The organism is Lactiplantibacillus sp. 3062 (assembly GCF_055413545.1).
This window is the reverse complement of record NZ_JBVAYE010000001.1, coordinates 625,388-641,880: the sequence shown is the minus strand read 5'-3', so window position 1 is coordinate 641,880 and position 16,493 is coordinate 625,388. Positions and strand designations below refer to the sequence as shown.

Annotated in this window: 11 protein-coding genes; 4 read left to right on the top strand and 7 right to left on the bottom strand. The window is 43.9% G+C overall.

The features are described from left to right. Positions 1 to 559: 559 nt before the first annotated feature. Positions 560 to 1,147 carry a TetR/AcrR family transcriptional regulator gene (locus ACWQAU_RS02850; RefSeq protein WP_011102171.1) on the top strand — a complete coding sequence of 196 codons (588 nt, stop codon included), beginning with the start codon at positions 560 to 562 and terminating at the stop codon, positions 1,145 to 1,147. A 127-nt stretch (positions 1,148 to 1,274) separates the two neighbouring features. Here ACWQAU_RS02850 and ACWQAU_RS02845 read toward each other — a convergent pair whose 3' ends face one another. Genes ACWQAU_RS02845 through ACWQAU_RS02835 form a run of 3 tightly spaced genes read right to left on the bottom strand, consistent with a single transcriptional unit; the run spans position 1,275 to position 4,124 of the window. Then, complete coding sequence (locus tag ACWQAU_RS02845; RefSeq protein ID WP_003643553.1) at positions 1,275 to 1,574, bottom strand: hypothetical protein; 300 nt, start codon at positions 1,572 to 1,574, stop codon at positions 1,275 to 1,277. 1 nt (position 1,575) lies between these two features. Continuing rightward, entirely contained in the window at positions 1,576 to 2,913 is a 1,338-nt protein-coding gene (locus ACWQAU_RS02840; RefSeq protein WP_027821642.1) for a vWA domain-containing protein, read from the bottom strand. A gap of 17 nt (positions 2,914 to 2,930) precedes the next feature. Continuing rightward, positions 2,931 to 4,124, bottom strand: a complete 1,194-nt coding sequence (locus ACWQAU_RS02835) for an ATP-binding protein (protein WP_003643555.1) — start codon at positions 4,122 to 4,124, stop codon at positions 2,931 to 2,933. Positions 4,125 to 4,509: 385 nt separating this feature from the next. Between ACWQAU_RS02835 and ACWQAU_RS02830 the strand changes: the two genes are divergently transcribed. Further along, positions 4,510 to 5,160, top strand: a complete 651-nt coding sequence (locus ACWQAU_RS02830) for an MIP/aquaporin family protein (protein ID WP_079111862.1) — start codon at positions 4,510 to 4,512, stop codon at positions 5,158 to 5,160. A 211-nt stretch (positions 5,161 to 5,371) separates the two neighbouring features. On the opposite strand, the gene ACWQAU_RS02825 is transcribed toward ACWQAU_RS02830, so the two are convergent. After that, positions 5,372 to 7,108, bottom strand: coding sequence for an ABC1 kinase family protein (locus tag ACWQAU_RS02825; RefSeq protein WP_024971788.1), 1,737 nt, complete (start codon positions 7,106 to 7,108; stop codon positions 5,372 to 5,374). Positions 7,109 to 7,603: 495 nt separating this feature from the next. Here ACWQAU_RS02825 and brnQ point away from each other — a divergent pair, with 495 nt between their 5' ends. After that, complete coding sequence (gene brnQ / locus ACWQAU_RS02820; RefSeq protein WP_015379527.1) at positions 7,604 to 8,995, top strand: branched-chain amino acid transport system II carrier protein; 1,392 nt, start codon at positions 7,604 to 7,606, stop codon at positions 8,993 to 8,995. 143 nt (positions 8,996 to 9,138) lie between these two features. On the opposite strand, the gene ACWQAU_RS02815 is transcribed toward brnQ, so the two are convergent. After that, positions 9,139 to 11,085, bottom strand: coding sequence for a PTS sugar transporter subunit IIA (locus tag ACWQAU_RS02815; protein ID WP_027821641.1), 1,947 nt, complete (start codon positions 11,083 to 11,085; stop codon positions 9,139 to 9,141). A gap of 18 nt (positions 11,086 to 11,103) precedes the next feature. After that, on the bottom strand, positions 11,104 to 13,155 hold the full coding sequence (locus tag ACWQAU_RS02810) for a beta-galactosidase (RefSeq protein ID WP_079111863.1): 2,052 nt from the start codon (positions 13,153 to 13,155) through the stop codon (positions 11,104 to 11,106). A 246-nt stretch (positions 13,156 to 13,401) separates the two neighbouring features. On the opposite strand from ACWQAU_RS02810, the gene ACWQAU_RS02805 reads away from it, so the two are divergent. Then, on the top strand, positions 13,402 to 14,412 hold the full coding sequence (locus ACWQAU_RS02805; RefSeq protein WP_027821639.1) for a LacI family DNA-binding transcriptional regulator: 1,011 nt from the start codon (positions 13,402 to 13,404) through the stop codon (positions 14,410 to 14,412). A 94-nt stretch (positions 14,413 to 14,506) separates the two neighbouring features. Here the strand turns inward: ACWQAU_RS02805 and ACWQAU_RS02800 are convergent, their stop codons facing one another. Beyond that, the gene (locus ACWQAU_RS02800; RefSeq protein ID WP_079111864.1) at positions 14,507 to 16,465 is read right to left on the bottom strand and encodes an alpha-L-rhamnosidase-related protein; all 1,959 of its coding nucleotides are present in this window, start codon (positions 16,463 to 16,465) and stop codon (positions 14,507 to 14,509) included. Positions 16,466 to 16,493 lie beyond the last annotated feature (28 nt).

The following is a 16,493-nucleotide window of genomic DNA, read 5'->3' as shown; positions in this document are numbered from 1 at the left end:
ACGAAAATATATCATGGTTTTGGAATCGCTGTCAATTGATGACGCCCCTTAACTATTGATTAAAATTCCTATTTTAACGGACTTCTGAGCCATTTTTAATATTATAGTGATTACAAATATTTTAATATAAACTACTGCAATCAGTTTAACGGCAAGCTTTCCTACTGCTTTCATTTATCCGATTAGGTCCAACTAGTTGGCGTGTTCAACTAAACAAGCCGTCAACATTATATTATCGTTAGACTTTGATGAGGCCACACATAAGTTAAAAATTTTGATAATTATAAATATTGAAATCCTATATATATTTAGAATATCGTTGTAACAGCAAGCTATTACATAAATTATCTTCAATTTATAAAATTATGTAATCGATTTAATGTGGAAAACTTTTATCAATTTTAAAGTGCAACACAATCAACTAATTAAAATCGGCTTTAAAAACAGTAAAAGCCCCCTAATCAAATAATTTCAAACGTTAATATTCATTTACCAAACAATGAAGTGTGCTGTGGTATACTTAAAACACTTATTTTTAACCAGAAAGGCGGTTCGAATCATGCCCGCTAAAAAGACATTTCAAGACGATCAAGTTATCGAAAAAATCATGCACTTATTTTGGCAGCAAGGCTATTATCATACTTCCATGGACGAAATCGTAATAACTAGTGGCGTCAAGAAGCAAAGTTTATATAACGCTATCGGGGACAAGCACACACTTTACCTGCGTGCACTCCAGCGCTATCACCAACAAACTTTAATGCGTTGTACCCAAGCAATGCAACGCTTAGAGCAGGATGGTGCCGCCCCCTTAGCTATCCTGAGTATGCTCTTTAGCCACGATTTAACGACATCCGAACAACCAGCCGGTGACCTAATGGCTAACGCCGTCGCTGAATTTGGTACTACTGATACTGATGTTCAGCAAGCCGTCAGCTGGTTTTATGACGACTACCTGACCCTCATGGCTGCGGTCATCCTCAAAGGTCAAGCTAACGAGCAAATTATCAATAATCAGTCCAGTATGACATTAGCTCAGGCACTGCTAGAAGCCCGCATTGGCCTTCAAACGCGACTCCGTCAAGGCAGTCAGCCAGATATTCAAGCGCAGCAACAAGCCTGGATGGCTTTTCTAGCACGTCGTTGAACCTAAAGCAGTTAATCAGCGCATAAAATAAGCAAGCTTCTCCCGAACATTTTGGGAAAAGCTTGCTTTATTTTTTCATCTATATATAAGTCACAGTCATACTTTTGGGTCATAACTAGCGATTGACTTATAAATATTTTTGCACTAACCAGTGCTGTGCTGAGCTCGTCAATTGACTACCATAATGTTGTCGCAACCGTTGCACACCCGCGTAATGGTCAAATTCAAATTGACTTGTCAGCGTCTCACTAGCTAGCAACGCCTTAGCAAACTGTAAATCGTCAATCGTAATCTGTTGTCGGTAAGCCAAATCTTCATCGGCTATGATTCGTTGCCACTGATCCGTTAAGATGGCACTGGCCCGCTGATAACGACGGTCATGGGTTAACAAGGATTGCATATCATCTGGATTAAGTGGTGTCCCCATATTATTCATCCTCCAAGTTCAAATTAACTACATGACCGATTGCTGGCTCAATCGACAATCGATCTTCAGCCCGCGCTAACAACCAAATCACATTTGTAAAACGGTGTGACTCAACGTGCCGTTCACCACGGCCATCCGTTAAGATCAGCGCCAAGGTCGTCGCATTCGTCTTATGATGTGTTAGTAAATCATCAAAAATACTTTGATAAACGGTTCCACCACCGCCACGGCGCGTAAAGCGAATCTGCTGTGGCAAACTCACCTGATACGTTTGACCAGGCTGTAAGATTGCATCAAACGGCTTAACGGTGATGGTTGCTGCAAATAATCGGGTTAAAGTAGCCACCTGTGCCAGTAATCGTTGCAGCATCAGATCACTGATAGAACCTGAATTATCAACATAAACTTGCAAGTCCAAGCGCGTATCGCCAATTTGACCGGGTATTTCCATCCGCGCGGGTTGCCGTCGATTAAAGCGCGCGTGCGAGGCCTTAGTACCGCTCGGAATCTGACCCAGGCCCCGAACTAGTAATTGTCGCCAATCAAGCTGGGCCGGCTGCGTCATTACAGTGAGCTGAGCTCGAACATTGCCGGCCACTAACCCTCGGCCAGCTTCATTTGTTTGCTGCCAAGCATCTTTCGCCAACTGTTTTAAACGGGCAGTTGCCAAATTGGGATTCGTTAACTGTTCAGAGGCTGACCAGCCACTTGGATCATCGATCAACTGTTGCGACTTTTGGTCGCCAGGCCCTTTTGCTGGCTGCCGCTGGTCCTTATTTCGCGAAGTGGCGGTGGGCGCGCCATTCGGCTGAAGTTGCGACCGCGACTGCTGCTGTAATAATTTCAAATAACAGCCAGAATCTGCTCGTCGCGGTAGCTGGGCATCGACTAACGGCTGGACAGTCGTTAAACTGACCGCATCTTTAGGCAGACCGTCGACATACTGGTTAACGGCCAGGTCGGTCGCCAACGTCACTAACTCCGGCTGCTGCTTGACCTGATCACGATACCGAACGGGGTGTTGCCAGACAATGTGTAGTGCCACGTGTTTTAACCCCGCTTGTAAGTAAGAAAACTGTGAAAAAGCTCGAGCAATTACTGTTGGCGCATATTGTAAGACCAACTGATTATTCTGCCAAGCTAAGATAAACGGCGCCGTTAACGTCGTATTTAACTGTCTGGGAAGTCGGGTCAGCAACTCGCCATAAAATTGATCGGTGGCTAGTAACTCAATAATGGCCCGATCAATCATGGTCGCACCTGCCTGGATCGTGTCTGCTGTTGGCGTCACTAACATCGCTTGTTGCCAACGTGTGTACTCATTGGCATTGTTAATCATGATGACTCACTGCTTTCTTACTGATTTGACCAACTGGCGACCTGTTGTAAATACTGATACAAAGCGGTCACATACGGACTTTGCTTGGCAACATTTGCTGTATATAATTGCTTTAATAAGTCGCGTTCATGGCCGATTTGTTGAACCAATGCAAACTGACCATCTTGACTGAGTGTTTGTAGGAGTTGCATGAACCGACCAGCGTGCTGATCGTCCGTCAACGGATACGTGGTTGTTAGAGCCAAACAGCTTGCCAAAACCGTTCGCTTTTGAATTTCATTCATCGCCGTAAACTGCTTAAGAATCGGTGCCGGCACCACGGCCCCCACTGGTTGACTGTCATAAATCATCGCTGGTGTCAGATGAATGGCTTGTTGTTCCAAGAATTGCTCGAATACAAGCCCTAGCTCAGTACCCACATCTCCTTGAAAGATATCCAGTGCCACAGCCGTTTGTTGATGCACAGGAAGTTTTTCAATCTCATATAAATTAGCCGAAACACGCGCCCACGCACGTGGCGTCGCTGTTAAATCAGCCTGGACATCAGCCTGATTAAGCCGCGTTACATCTTCACTAATAAACTGCTGGACGAGTGGATGAATGTTTGGTCGGTTCATGCGCTCATCCACTTGTTTGGCCCAAGCAAGCCAGTCTGCCGCATCTGCTCGCATAACTAGACGCACGGTACGATCTTTGATGGCCGCATCGCCAGCAGTAACACCATACGTACTACTTTCGAATCCAGTCATACTAGCATCTGGATTTTCAGCAATGATCAATTGCACCTGTTCTGGCAATTTCAATGTGTTAATCGTCCGTTGCAAGACCAGATTCATCAATTCACTTTGAACAGCCTGCGTCCCACGATTAAATTCGTCTAAAAACCATAAAATTGGCTGCTGAGGATGCTGCTCAGCATACTGAATAATTTCAATCAACGTGTGTGCATAGCCGAATTGTACGTCAGCCAACTGGCCATAGCGCTTCGTTTGAATAAATGAGTCGCTCGTTAGTGGTGGGACTGGGATCGCTAAATCCCCCTTTTCGGACAGGCTCACAACGGTCGTGTATAATTGCGCCCCCATCCGCTTAGCAACCTCGGCTACCAAGGCCGACTTTCCAATCCCGGCTTCACCGACAATGTTCGGTACGTTCCCCGCTTTTAAAACGACCGGAACTGCTGTTAATAGAGCTTGATATGATAACGCCATTAATTAAACCTTCCTTTACTGTTCCACGTGAAACAAATTTAATTCGTTTTCAAAAACATCAGCTTACTTGTCCTAACCATTATAAAACAGAAGCCACCATTATCGACAATTAGCGTTCACAGTCACGTTAGGTCACACACCAATCATACTGACTACTATCAATAGTGACTATGCAAAAATAAAATTTTTATTTATTATAGTTTTAACAATCCACAACTGCCATAAAACGTTTTTATACCAACGTTTTACCAGTATCTTATCCATTAATATAATTATAAAAATCTTATCAGAAATATTCACAAATCAAACAAATTCCGTCGTTTTCACGAGCAGGTATTGTAAAATAGGTTAAGTTAGCAATTATTCAAAAAGGGAGTGTGCAACTATGCGCAAGTATCTCGCCGAATTTCTCGGCACATTTATGTTAGTTTTCTTAGGGACTGCAACCGTTGTGATTGCTAAGGGTGACGTCCTCGCTATTGGGTTAGCCTTCGGGTTAGCGATTACCGTTTCGGCCTATGCCTTTGGTGGTATTTCTGGTGGTCACTTTAACCCCGCCGTTACGACTGCGATGTTAATCAACCGTCGAATCGATGCCGCCGATGCCATTGGCTATATCATCGCCCAAATCATTGGGGCCATCGTTGCTTCCGCAGCAGTTAAGTCGTTTGTTAGTGCATTAGGCTTATCCGCAACATCGCTTGGTCAAACCGATTTTCCAAAAATCGGCAGTGATATGGCCTTCTTTGTAGAAGCACTAGTCACATTCTTATTCTTAATGGTTATTCTGAACGTTACTAGTAATGACCATGGTAACGCAGACTTTGCTGGTTTGACCATTGGGGTGACCTTAGCATTCTTGATTATTGTCGCTCTCAACTTAACGGGCGGTTCTTTGAATCCTGCCCGTTCAATCGGCCCCGCTATTTTTGCTGGTGGTAGCGCCTTATCACATCTATGGGTCTACATCTTAGCACCAGAAGTCGGCGCCATCTTAGCCGCATTCTGTGCTCGGGTTATGGGATCAGAAGACTAGTTAGCAATTGACAGTCGTACCATTAACCACGATCAATTTGATACTGAAACATGATTAATAAAACAGCGGTACCGTGATGATTTTATGGCTTGGAATCATCACGGTACCGCTGTTTTTCGTATGCTTATATTTTAGGCAGTCTCAATTAGACGAATCTACGTTGCCAACTTCTCATGACGCATGGCCCTATAGCCTAACCCTACGCCAAGTTTTACTTGCGTCGCCAATGCGTGTACCAGGAATGGAGCGTTCCAATCAATAGGCCAATAATGACGACAACTGCTGAAACATAGCCAAAAATACCAATGTTTGTAATCCAACTATTATCAGGATGGCTTTGAACTAGTAGTGATGATCCAACAATCAGCGCTGCCAGAATAACGGACAGTACAATCTTATTGACCATCGAATCAATCCGATCAATAAACATCTTGCGGTGTGCAAAGACCAAGTTGACCCGCGTCTGACCATTCTCAAACGTATCTAGAGCTGATAATAAGCGTGACGGAATCTTCGGGGCATCACGCAGGCTTTGAAGGCTAGACAACATGCCATCTTCCAGTTCATTGCGCCAATTAAAATTCTCGCGGATGTACTTGCGCGCAAACGGCCGCGCCACGTCCATCATTGATAAGGTTGGGTCGAGCGTCTCCACAATACCTTCGATCGTTCCAAACGCCTTACCTAACATGGTAACCGCTGGATTCATTTGAATATTATTACTGCGACAAACCTTGACCATTTCAAACAACAAGCCTTGAAAATCAATGTCGCCCAGTCCCGAATTATAATACTGACTTAAAAATGGTGCTAACTCACTAAAGAACGCTTCTTCATCAACCACGCCAGTTCGGTTTGAAATCGCTAAGATTGCTTTGCCGACTTGATGGGTATCTTCGGTTGTCACTGCCACGACAACATTAGCAATTCCTGCCATCAAAGCTGGACTGATCTCACCCATCATGCCAAAATCCAGATAAACTAACCGGTATGGTGGTAACTGCCGTTTGCCAATTTTCCCGCCATGCTTGGGAACCGTATCGTGATACCCAATATCATCTGGTTGCAATTCCCGCAATAAGATATTCCCTGGATGAGGATCAGCGTGAAAAAAGCCATCTTCAAAAACCTGCTTCAAGAAATTTTGCACCAAGACATGGGCCAAATAGCGGCGTTCGTCATCATACTGGTGATTTCCGTCTTCATCGGCCGCAAGCATTTGCGCCATAAAATGCTGAATCGTCGTTCCCGGCATATACTGGTTAACAAGCACTTTTTGCGTACTATACTTCGCATAAACCCGGGGTACCCGAATAATATCGTCCGCATTATTCAATCGGTAAAACCGTAATCCATTTTTTACCTCAATACTGGTATCCAATTCATTGAATAGTGACCGTTTGATTTCACCAACCATTTCGCGCAAATCAACAACTGAAGATTCCGGAATATATCGCAATAGGGGTAACGCCCGCTCAAATAATGAAATATCTAGGGCCACCTCGGCGTCAATACCCGGATGCTGCACCTTCACCACGACCTTCTGCCCATTGAGCAGCGTCGCATGGTGCGTCTGGCCCATTGATGCTGATGCAAACGGTCGCTCGTCAAACTGGGCAAACATTTCATTGATTGGCTTCCCTGTCTGCTGCTCGATCGTTTGCTTGACCACACTAAAATCATCGGCCCGGACATTATTTTGCAATTTCTTGAATTCGTTAGCAAATTCTGGCTTAACGATATCTGTACGTGAAGAAAGAATCTGGCCAATTTTAATAAACGTCGGTCCAAGTTCTTCAAACGCCGCGCGCACTTGATCAGGATTTTTCTGACGTGCAAGGTTGCTCAAAACGTTATAGCGCCGCAAGACACTGACAATCGTCCGAAAACGGGTATGGCGGTTCTGATTCACTTGCCATTGGGGCCTTTCCTCATTGTTGTTGGTCATCAGCGGACCCTCCTCACAAATTTCCTTATTACAGCTATTATCCATCTTTATTTAAGAATCCGCACTAGCTAACTAACTTTTTTTGAAAAAAGATTGACAAATACTAATCGCGGTTGTAAATTAGAACCACATTAAAAATCGATTAACAAACACGCCGATGAACAAAGTAAACCTTCTGGAAATGCCTAGAGAGTGTCAGTTTGGTGCAATGGCATCATGACCAGATCGTTGAAAATCAGTTCTGAGTGGCAGTGACGAGCTTGATGTTAGTTGCTGTTGGTTGCTCCCATTATTGAGCCGAAGTATCGCAAGTGGCCGGCCACTTGCCGTACTTTTTAAGGTGATTCGTCGTAAGGCAGTCACAAAGCTAAGGTGGTAACACGTGTTCAAACGTCCTGGTTTCTGAGTCTAACTCAGATATCAGGACGTTTTTTGGTTAATCGCAACTTTTATTTAATGATTATTGTCTCAATCAAATAAGGGAGTGCTGTTGATATGTTAAATCGAGTTCAAAAGCGAAACTTAACCAAACGTGATTACGTCACCTTAAGTTCAATGATTTTCGCCTTATTCTTCGGGGCTGGCAACCTCATTTTTCCACTTCACTTGGGTCAGCTAGCGGGCGGTCACTGGGGGATTGCTGCGGCCGGCTTTCTCATCACGGCGGTTTTATTGCCCTTACTATCGGTTTTAGCCGTCTGTGTCACTAAATCTAAGGGCGTTTATGACATTGGTAAACCACTAGGCGCAACCTTTGCCGTTGTCTTCATGGTTCTCATACACTTTACAATTGGCCCCTTCTTTGGAACACCACGGACAGCCACCGTATCATTCACCGTTGGTCTGGCACCGTTTTTCCCAGCAAAGTATCAATCACTCGCATTACTGCTGTTTTCCGCCGCATTTTTCGGACTCGCCTACTACTTGTCCGTTGAACAGAGCAAAATTATGGCTCGGGTCGGCAAATTATTAAATCCATTATTTTTGCTATTATTAGTCGCCATCTTCGCCGTAGCTTTCAGCAGTCCGCTAGCTCATGCCGGTAGCACCAGTGCAACTGCTGCCTATCAGACCGCAGGCTTTACCAATGGTTTCTTGCAAGGCTACAACACGATGGACGCCTTAGCTGGGTTGGCGTTAGGTGTCACTATCGTCACTGCCGTTAATTTCATGGGCCAAACCGACCCGAACAAAGCCGCGTGGGTGACCGCCCGAGCTGGCTTCTTCTCAATGGCCTTTGAAGGCTTGATTTACGTGCTCTTAATCTTGTTAGGCGCGCAATCGTTAGGTCAATTCAAATTATCCGATAACGGCGGGGTCGCCTTTGACCAAATCGTTAACCACTACATGGGTAATGTCGGACAAGCCATTTTAGCCGTGTTGATCATTACCACTTGTTTGACCACCGCTATCGGGCTCGTCGCCGCCTTCGCTCAGGACTTCCATAAGCACTTCGGTTTCTTGAGTTACAAAGCCTGGTTAAGAATCACGTGCCTCGCCTCATTTTTAACTGCTAATGTGGGATTAAATCAGATCATTGCATGGTCCACCCCCGTCCTGATGTTCCTTTACCCGTTAGCCATGGCACTAATCTTCTTATCGATCCTTTCGCCACTCTTCCACAAGTCAAGTGTCGTCTATGTTTGGGTCGTCGTCTTCACCGTCGTCCCCGCCGTCTTTGATATGGTTGCCGCTTTCCCCGCCGTTGTTAGCCAAAGTACTTTCGGCCAAGCAATGGCGCATGTCCAAAGCTTCTTACCACTTGCCAGCAGCGGAATGGATTGGTTAGTCCCTGCGCTAGTTGGTGCCGTCTTTGGCACGGCCCACTACTTGTTGTTACAGCGGGCAAAGACCAGCACTGGCATGGAAGTACCGATGAAACGCTAACCCGTACCGTACTTGTTAAACAATTTAATGAATGCCAAATAAGCACTGCCCACTATTTTGTGAGCAGTGCTTATTTGATACCTCAAGTCTAACACGAACAATTATCGCAATGAGTCGGCGTTGTCATGACCGACAACTCCAATCTATTTGAATGTTACTTTCATTGCTGATTGACCATGCTGTACTTCTGTTGACCAATCTTCAGTGTGTGCTGTAACGCGACCAGGTTGCGTAAAGAAAGTAACAACCACATCGTCATAACCACTCTGTTTGATCAGATCACGATCAAAGGTCATCAGTAAATCACCAGCGTGTACGACTTGCCCATCTTGATAATAAGTCGTAAAGCCAGCACCACGGAGGTTAACCGTCCCGATTCCCACGTGAATAATTGTTTCAAGACCGTCAGCTGACACGATTCCTAACGTATGTTTAGTTGAGAACGTAAACCGAATCGTCCCATCGAATGGCGCATAGAGGCGACCATCACTTGGCCTGATGGCGAAACCAACTCCCGGTAAGCCTTGTGGCTGTGCGGCACTTTTGACATCCGCTAATGCGAGCGGTTGACCGCTTACTGGTGCTAAGATTTCAGTGGTCAGAATGTCAGATGCAGGCGTTACCGCAACATCCGCTGCTTCCCCTGTTGCCAATTTGGCCTGTAACTCTTCAACAATTTCGGCATGTTTCTTTTCGGTAATGGTTACTTTGAATGTAAAGACTAACAATGACAAGATTGCACATGCTAACGGCAAGTAAAACGCTAAGAGTTCAAACGTATGAATATTACTTGCAGTCATATCGGCGGCCGTTGCACTACCAGTCATACCAGCAACTAAAGCAATGGCACCGACGATACCGTTGGAAAAGGCACCAGTAATTTTGTCGAGCATCGGCCGAACGGCAAGCACCACCGCTTCATTACGATTGCCATTCTTCAATTGACCGTATTCAATGGCATCGGTCATTGATAGGACCGTGACTAATTGGGCAAAGTTAATATTGAAAAGGACTAATCCGATGATCAATAAGGTCAAATTCGTCTGCGCAACAATAAAGATAATATAGGCTAAAATCATTGAGCATTGACCGAGTGCAAAGAGCACTTTCCGTGGAATAAACCGGTTCAAGATTGGATATAGTGGTGACGTCACAAAACCGATCACAGTTGCGACCGCCCCAGCAATCCAAAATTCACTAGGTTTACCAATCACGAATTTAAAAAGATAGAATAGAACCCCGTTGGTTGTCACGTATGCTAATGAATAGAATAAGTAACCCAGACTGACCCACATAATTTGGTCATTCTTGATAATGCCCATAAAGACACCTTTGATCGTCGTCTTTTGTTTGGCTGCTTCCCGAATCGCATTGTGCTTCTCACTGGTTCCAAAGGCGACAAATAGTGCAGAAATGACTGCCACAATACCGACAATAACGGCAAACGCTAGCCAGCCTTGTGGACCTTGGGTATGCTTACCAGTTGCGATAAAGGTAAAGTACGTGGTAATTGGTACAACGACCATTGTCAGGCCGTTCCAACCGATCGTCCCAGTAAAACTGCCAAGAGCCGTGAAAATTCCCCGGGCATGACTATCTTCACTAATCGCTGGAACCATGCCCCAATACGAGACATCTGTTAACGAATAGAAGACATCCAAGATAATAAATAAAATCACAAAAACAATTGCAAATAAAATCCAGTTTACCTTTGCTAATCCAAAGATTCCTGAGAAAATAACGACTAATAAGACCGAACTGATAATACTCCCAATGACTTGCCAAGGCTTAAACTTGCCCCAACGTGTTTCCGTATTATCAACAATATTGCCTAAGATTGGATCGACAACGACTTCCGCTAAACGAATCACCACCACCAGTCCTGTGATTAAACCAATCAACCGATTGGCGATAGCTGGTGCAACGCCGCTAAACATCCCACTAGTGACAAAGACAATAAAATAGGTACTCAACGCACCATAGAATGCCGAGTGTCCTAAGTTACCTAATCCAAAGGCAACACCTTCATTAATTTGATGCCATGATAACTTTTTCTTGGTTACTGGTTGTTGTTCAACATTTTGTGCCATTAATTTCACCCCACTTAATTATTTATTCATCATATAGACTTGAACACCATAGCTGGCCAAGTCTTGCTTGCCACTGACCACTTGATTCTCAAAAATCTGCCGTAACGGCACTTCAAGTGTCACCGTCGTTGGTCGATGACTAAAATTGATCACGAAGTAATAGCGCGTCGTCGCATTCTCTCTAACTTGAATACTTACCTTGGCATTCGCTTTGATCACTGGCAAGGCCGGTTTAAGTGCCAAACTTGTGGCAAGCCGTTCATAGAAAGCATCCAAGAAGTCAGTATCGGTCCGCGCAGCCAAATAATACGCCGCTCCCTGGCCCAATTGATTGAGCGTTACAGCCGGCGTTCCAGCATAAAAGTCTTTTTGATACGTGCCGAGGACTTGTGCTGTTGTCGTCTCAACTACATCACAATAATCATTCACTTGATACGCTTGGTGATAAGCAGTCAGTGCATTATGTTGTTGCGGATATAATGTATCAGTTTCCTGAACTTTAATTCCGTAAGTTGCTTCTAAGTCAGCTAACCCATCACCTTGATAGGCTAAGAAGTCATGATCAACGACGCCCGTAATATAGGTGCCGATCAGATGGCCGCCCTGTTGCACATATGCTTTAAGCTTAGTCGCAAACTGGGCGCTCATCATGAAGTGCATCGGATCAATCACCAAATCATAGGCCGTCAAATCATCAGTAGTCGCAATAATTTCAACTGGAATATCATGTTTCCAGAAATACTGGTAATGTTCTTGAATCGTGCGCCAATACTTTTTAGTTTCGTTAGCGTAGTTGCGGGCATCATCTAACCCCCACATGTTGTCATAATCAAAAACAATAGCGACTTTAGCTGCAGTTCTGGTCGTTCCATGCGCGGCCTGTAAGCTTTGTAAGTCCTGACCAACTTTTTGAACGTCCTTAAATGCCCGCGTATTTGAGCCACGATGGTTGGCAATGACGGCGCCATGAAACATTTCAGAAGCTCCTAATGATTGATGTAGTTGGAAATACAAAACTGAGTCGGCACCATGGGCAACCAGTTGCAAGCTCCCCATTTCGTGCATGCCTGGTCGTTTGGCACGATTATATGGGTGCCAATTAACCTGTGACGGTGTACTTTCCATAATCAAGTAGTTATCATGCTTGAGGCTCCGCATCACGTCATTCATCAAAGCAGTTTTCATGGCCAAGTGGGCCGTACTTTCGTAACCATTACTCCAATTAGGATATGAATCCCAACTCACAATATCGACATGCTTCGCAAACTTCTGATAATCTAAATCATAAAAGACGTGTGATTCTGATGGGTTGCCACCCATAAAATTGGCTGTCACAGGGATATTAGGTGTCAGCGCTCGTAACGGTTTAATTTCATTATCAAAAAAGTCAATCGTCCGGTCTGTTACAAAACGATGCCAATCCAGGTTAAGTCCCATTACATTCGTATCACCCAGCGGCGACGGTGCCTGAACCTGATCCCAACTTGTATAATCGTGACTCCAAAAAGCACCACAGTAAGCATGGTTCAAATTGGCTAACATTTGATACTTTTTTTGAACCCAATGACGAAAGGCTTGCTGGCACAAATCACAGTAACAAGCACCGCCATATTCATTAGAGATATGCCATAGCAGCAAGCTTGGTCGTTGACCGTAACGTTCCGCCAACTTCTGGTTAATCATTTGAACCTTTTCTCGGTAAACTGGCGATGTGTAACAGTGATTATGTCGCTCGCCGAATTGATTTCGCTGTCCGTGTTCATTGACACGTAACACTTCTGGATATTTCTCAGCTAACCAGCGTGGACGAGCCCCGCTTGGCGTCGACAAAATGATCTTAGTCCCTTGGGCTTCGGCACGATCGAAAATTTGATCTAACCAGCTAAAATCATACTGCCCCTCAGCAGGCTCTAACTTGTCCCAAGCAAAGATTCCCAATGTCACCGTATTTAACTTAGCAGCCTTAAACGCTTTAAAATCCTGCTTAATCACCTCGGGTTGGTCAAGCCACTGGTCTGGATTATAATCACCACCATGCAAAAATTCTGTTGTCTTTAATGGATTGGACATTCAAACGCACCCTCACTTCTATCAACTTAATTACGCTTTAACAACTCTTATGATAAGCGCTTTCATTTACGAATGTAACCCGTTTTACTAAAATAATTACTAAATATCAGTAAACACTATTTACGTTTTGTTTATATTCATTACTGCTTTTATTAGCGCTAATGAAAGCGTATTATTATAAGTGAAGCTTTTTAACTCTGGTAATCATCTGTTTAGTAACTTGTTTGACGAAAGGAGTCTTCCACTGTGCCGACTATTCGTGAAATTGCCGCTAAAGCGGGCTATTCACCGGCAACCGTCTCACGGCTGTTGAATAATGATCCGTCATTTTCAATCTCGGATCACGCTCGCAAAAAAATACTACAAACTGCTCAAAACTTGAATTACGAACAACCAAACACCACTCACGGCCTTGCCTATCAGGTAGCTACAATCTTCGCTGTCCAACCAAAACAAGAACTTGAAGATATTTATTTCAGTAATTTGCGTCAGAGTCTCGTTGAACACGGAAAACAGGCTAATTTAAAGCTCACCTTTTATCCGGATATCGACCACATTCCCCACGACATCGACGGTGTGATGGCAGTTGGCGAATTCGATTCTGATGCGCTCCATAAATTGCGCCAGCTAACACCCCACAGAATCTTCGTTGATTCCAATCCAGACCCGCATCACTTCAATTCGGTACAGCCTAACCTCCAAGCAATTACCGAACAAGCCATCGATCAATTGATAGCCGCAGGTGATACGCCCATTGGTCTCATTAACGGCGGCTACTGGAATAAAGATCAACAAGTCACCCATCAACAAGATCCGCGTCAAAAATACTTTGAAAGTCGACTACGCGAGTTACAACTATTTGATTCGCGGTTTCTATTCATCGGTGGTGAATTCTCCGTTGCAAGTGGCTATCGCTTGGGACAACAAGTCGTGCAATCGTTGAGTAAACAAGCATTTCCCAAAGGGTTCTTAGTCGGTTCAGATCCGTTGGCCGTGGGTGTCTTACAGGCTTTCAATGAAAACAAAATCACAGTCCCCACTGATACCGCAATTATTAGTATTAACGATATCGACATTGCGCGCTACGTTTCACCACCATTGACGACTTTCCACATTGACACAGACGACTTAGCCGCACAGGCTATCACAACATTGAAAGATACGATTATTTTTGACCGTCCACAGAAGCGCATGGTATTAGTTGATGCTAAATTAATTTATCGGAAAAGTTTTGTGAAACCGACGAATAAATCATAGTTTGACACAAATCAAAGACACTTTTGGTATGCACTTGCTTCAACAAGCGCATACCAAAAGTGTCTTCTAAATTAACCCATTAAAATAATGACGGCTACACTGGGACCACCGCAGTTCCATTAGGTTCCAAAGATTGTCTTTGCCCATCCACAATCAATGTCCCACCAGCTCGGCTAGCAGTGACTGATAGTTGGTGTTGATCTTTTACGACAGTCACGGTACCGCCTTTAATGGGTAACACGGTGTGTAAATGATGAAATTCTGATAACTCAGGCTTGATCTCAAAAGTCTGGTATCCTGGAGCCGTGGGCCGTAATCCTACAAAATGACGACCTAATAAATATATCGGACTGGCTCCCCAGGCATGGCACAGGCTCTTACCATAGGGATCACCATACATGGCATACATATCCTTGCCATGCTGCGACGGATCGAATTCTTCCCAGAAGGTCACGGCCCCGCGATCTAACATGCCGCCCCAATAGTCTAATAAAACTTGGTAAACACGGTGTTGTTCCCCCAGCTTACATAAAGCATCTTGTTCAAAAAACTTAAAATACGGCGTGGTAATTTGAGTAATCGCATTATTCAACAAAACATTCTTTAAAATTAATTGTTGTTTGTTCTCATCAACAACGTCAAACAAAATGGCAAAAATATTAGCATGACGAGTAACGTGCCGCTTACCCGATTCATAACTATCAATAAATGCTCCTTGTTCATCATCCCAAAAGTATTTCATTAAGTTCTTAAACAACTGGTCATACTTCGCTTGGTAGCCCGCCACATCTTTGCCTAAGACCTCACCACAAGTCATAATTGTCTTGTAATCTTCAAGTAATAAGATTTGTTCAGCCGCCACGGTACCCTGTTTATCCATTTCTGACCAATCGACAAAGATCCAGTCATTTTTCCGACCATAAATAAAACCATGCTCATTTGTCTGTTGAATAAAGTATTGCACCATACTCTCTAACTTAGGGTAAATAATTTTGAGAAATTCACGGTCACCCGTCATCTGGTAATGATTTAGAACACCAATCACCCACAACATGGAATAGTCGACAATCGTATTCATATGTTGCTTAATATCATCTTGCCCACGCAACGCTAATAACGTCCGTTTATCAATATCTTCATTGAAGAAAGAATATTGATTGATAAAATTAGCTTGGTACGCGTCACCAGCCCAAATCCACCGATCACGTTTGATCCCATCGATAAAGAACAAGTCACTGCAAAGGTTTAACGTTTCCGTCGCTACATTCCAAATTTGATTGATCAACTTATTATCAGAGGTAAAACTGGAGGGATTATTTTTAGGAATATATTCGTGCATAGCAGTTAATTCAATGTCACCTAACTGACAATGAGGCACAAAGACATATCGAAACGCACGTTTACGAACCTTTGTTGTAGCTGTAACGTCCGACTGCTTGTAATAACACATCTCAACATCCCGTGCTTCAGTTTCGGACTCCCCGTAACATAGTGTAACTGGCCCATTCGTTTTGACTGTGACAGTTCCATTCACAGCGCGACCAAAATCATATAAAACGCCACCATCAACTGCTTGTTGTGCTTTGGCCACTACTTTTTCTGTCCGATATTCAATCACATTAGGATCCTGGTTACGGTCAGTGTAGAGAATATCGTGACCAGCGGGTAATGTGGTGACAAAATTGCTAGCTAGCCAACCACTATCAGATTTGATAATCTCACCAACAATATAAATTGTCGGCAATCCCTGAACGTTACCAACAAACACTTGAATATCAGTCGCACCCGCATCACAATTAATCGCATGATTTAAGCGATACTTAGTGCCATTAACATCAACATAGCCCGTTCCTTTGGCGAGTACTGTAAATTGTGTGGATTCTTTTAAATCATAGTGCCGTTTAAAATTAACATTACGGTTGCAATCATCAATATACCAATAGGCAGGCCAACCCATCCCACGTTCTTCACGTTTAAAATTTTGTAACATTCCTTGGTGGATTTCAAAATCACCAGGATACCATAACCAAACAGCCTCTTTTGACATGAGCATTATCCTCCTTGATTTTAAATAAATAAGC

Coding starts and splice junctions, on each gene's coding strand:
- ACWQAU_RS02850 (WP_011102171.1), top strand. CDS start 560: ATGCCCGCTAAAAAGACATTTCAAGACGATCAAGTTATCGAAAAAATC.
- ACWQAU_RS02845 (WP_003643553.1), bottom strand. CDS start 1,574: ATGGGGACACCACTTAATCCAGATGATATGCAATCCTTGTTAACCCAT.
- ACWQAU_RS02840 (WP_027821642.1), bottom strand. CDS start 2,913: ATGATTAACAATGCCAATGAGTACACACGTTGGCAACAAGCGATGTTA.
- ACWQAU_RS02835 (WP_003643555.1), bottom strand. CDS start 4,124: ATGGCGTTATCATATCAAGCTCTATTAACAGCAGTTCCGGTCGTTTTA.
- ACWQAU_RS02830 (WP_079111862.1), top strand. CDS start 4,510: ATGCGCAAGTATCTCGCCGAATTTCTCGGCACATTTATGTTAGTTTTC.
- ACWQAU_RS02825 (WP_024971788.1), bottom strand. CDS start 7,108: ATGACCAACAACAATGAGGAAAGGCCCCAATGGCAAGTGAATCAGAAC.
- brnQ (WP_015379527.1), top strand. CDS start 7,604: ATGTTAAATCGAGTTCAAAAGCGAAACTTAACCAAACGTGATTACGTC.
- ACWQAU_RS02815 (WP_027821641.1), bottom strand. CDS start 11,085: ATGGCACAAAATGTTGAACAACAACCAGTAACCAAGAAAAAGTTATCA.
- ACWQAU_RS02810 (WP_079111863.1), bottom strand. CDS start 13,155: ATGTCCAATCCATTAAAGACAACAGAATTTTTGCATGGTGGTGATTAT.
- ACWQAU_RS02800 (WP_079111864.1), bottom strand. CDS start 16,465: ATGCTCATGTCAAAAGAGGCTGTTTGGTTATGGTATCCTGGTGATTTT.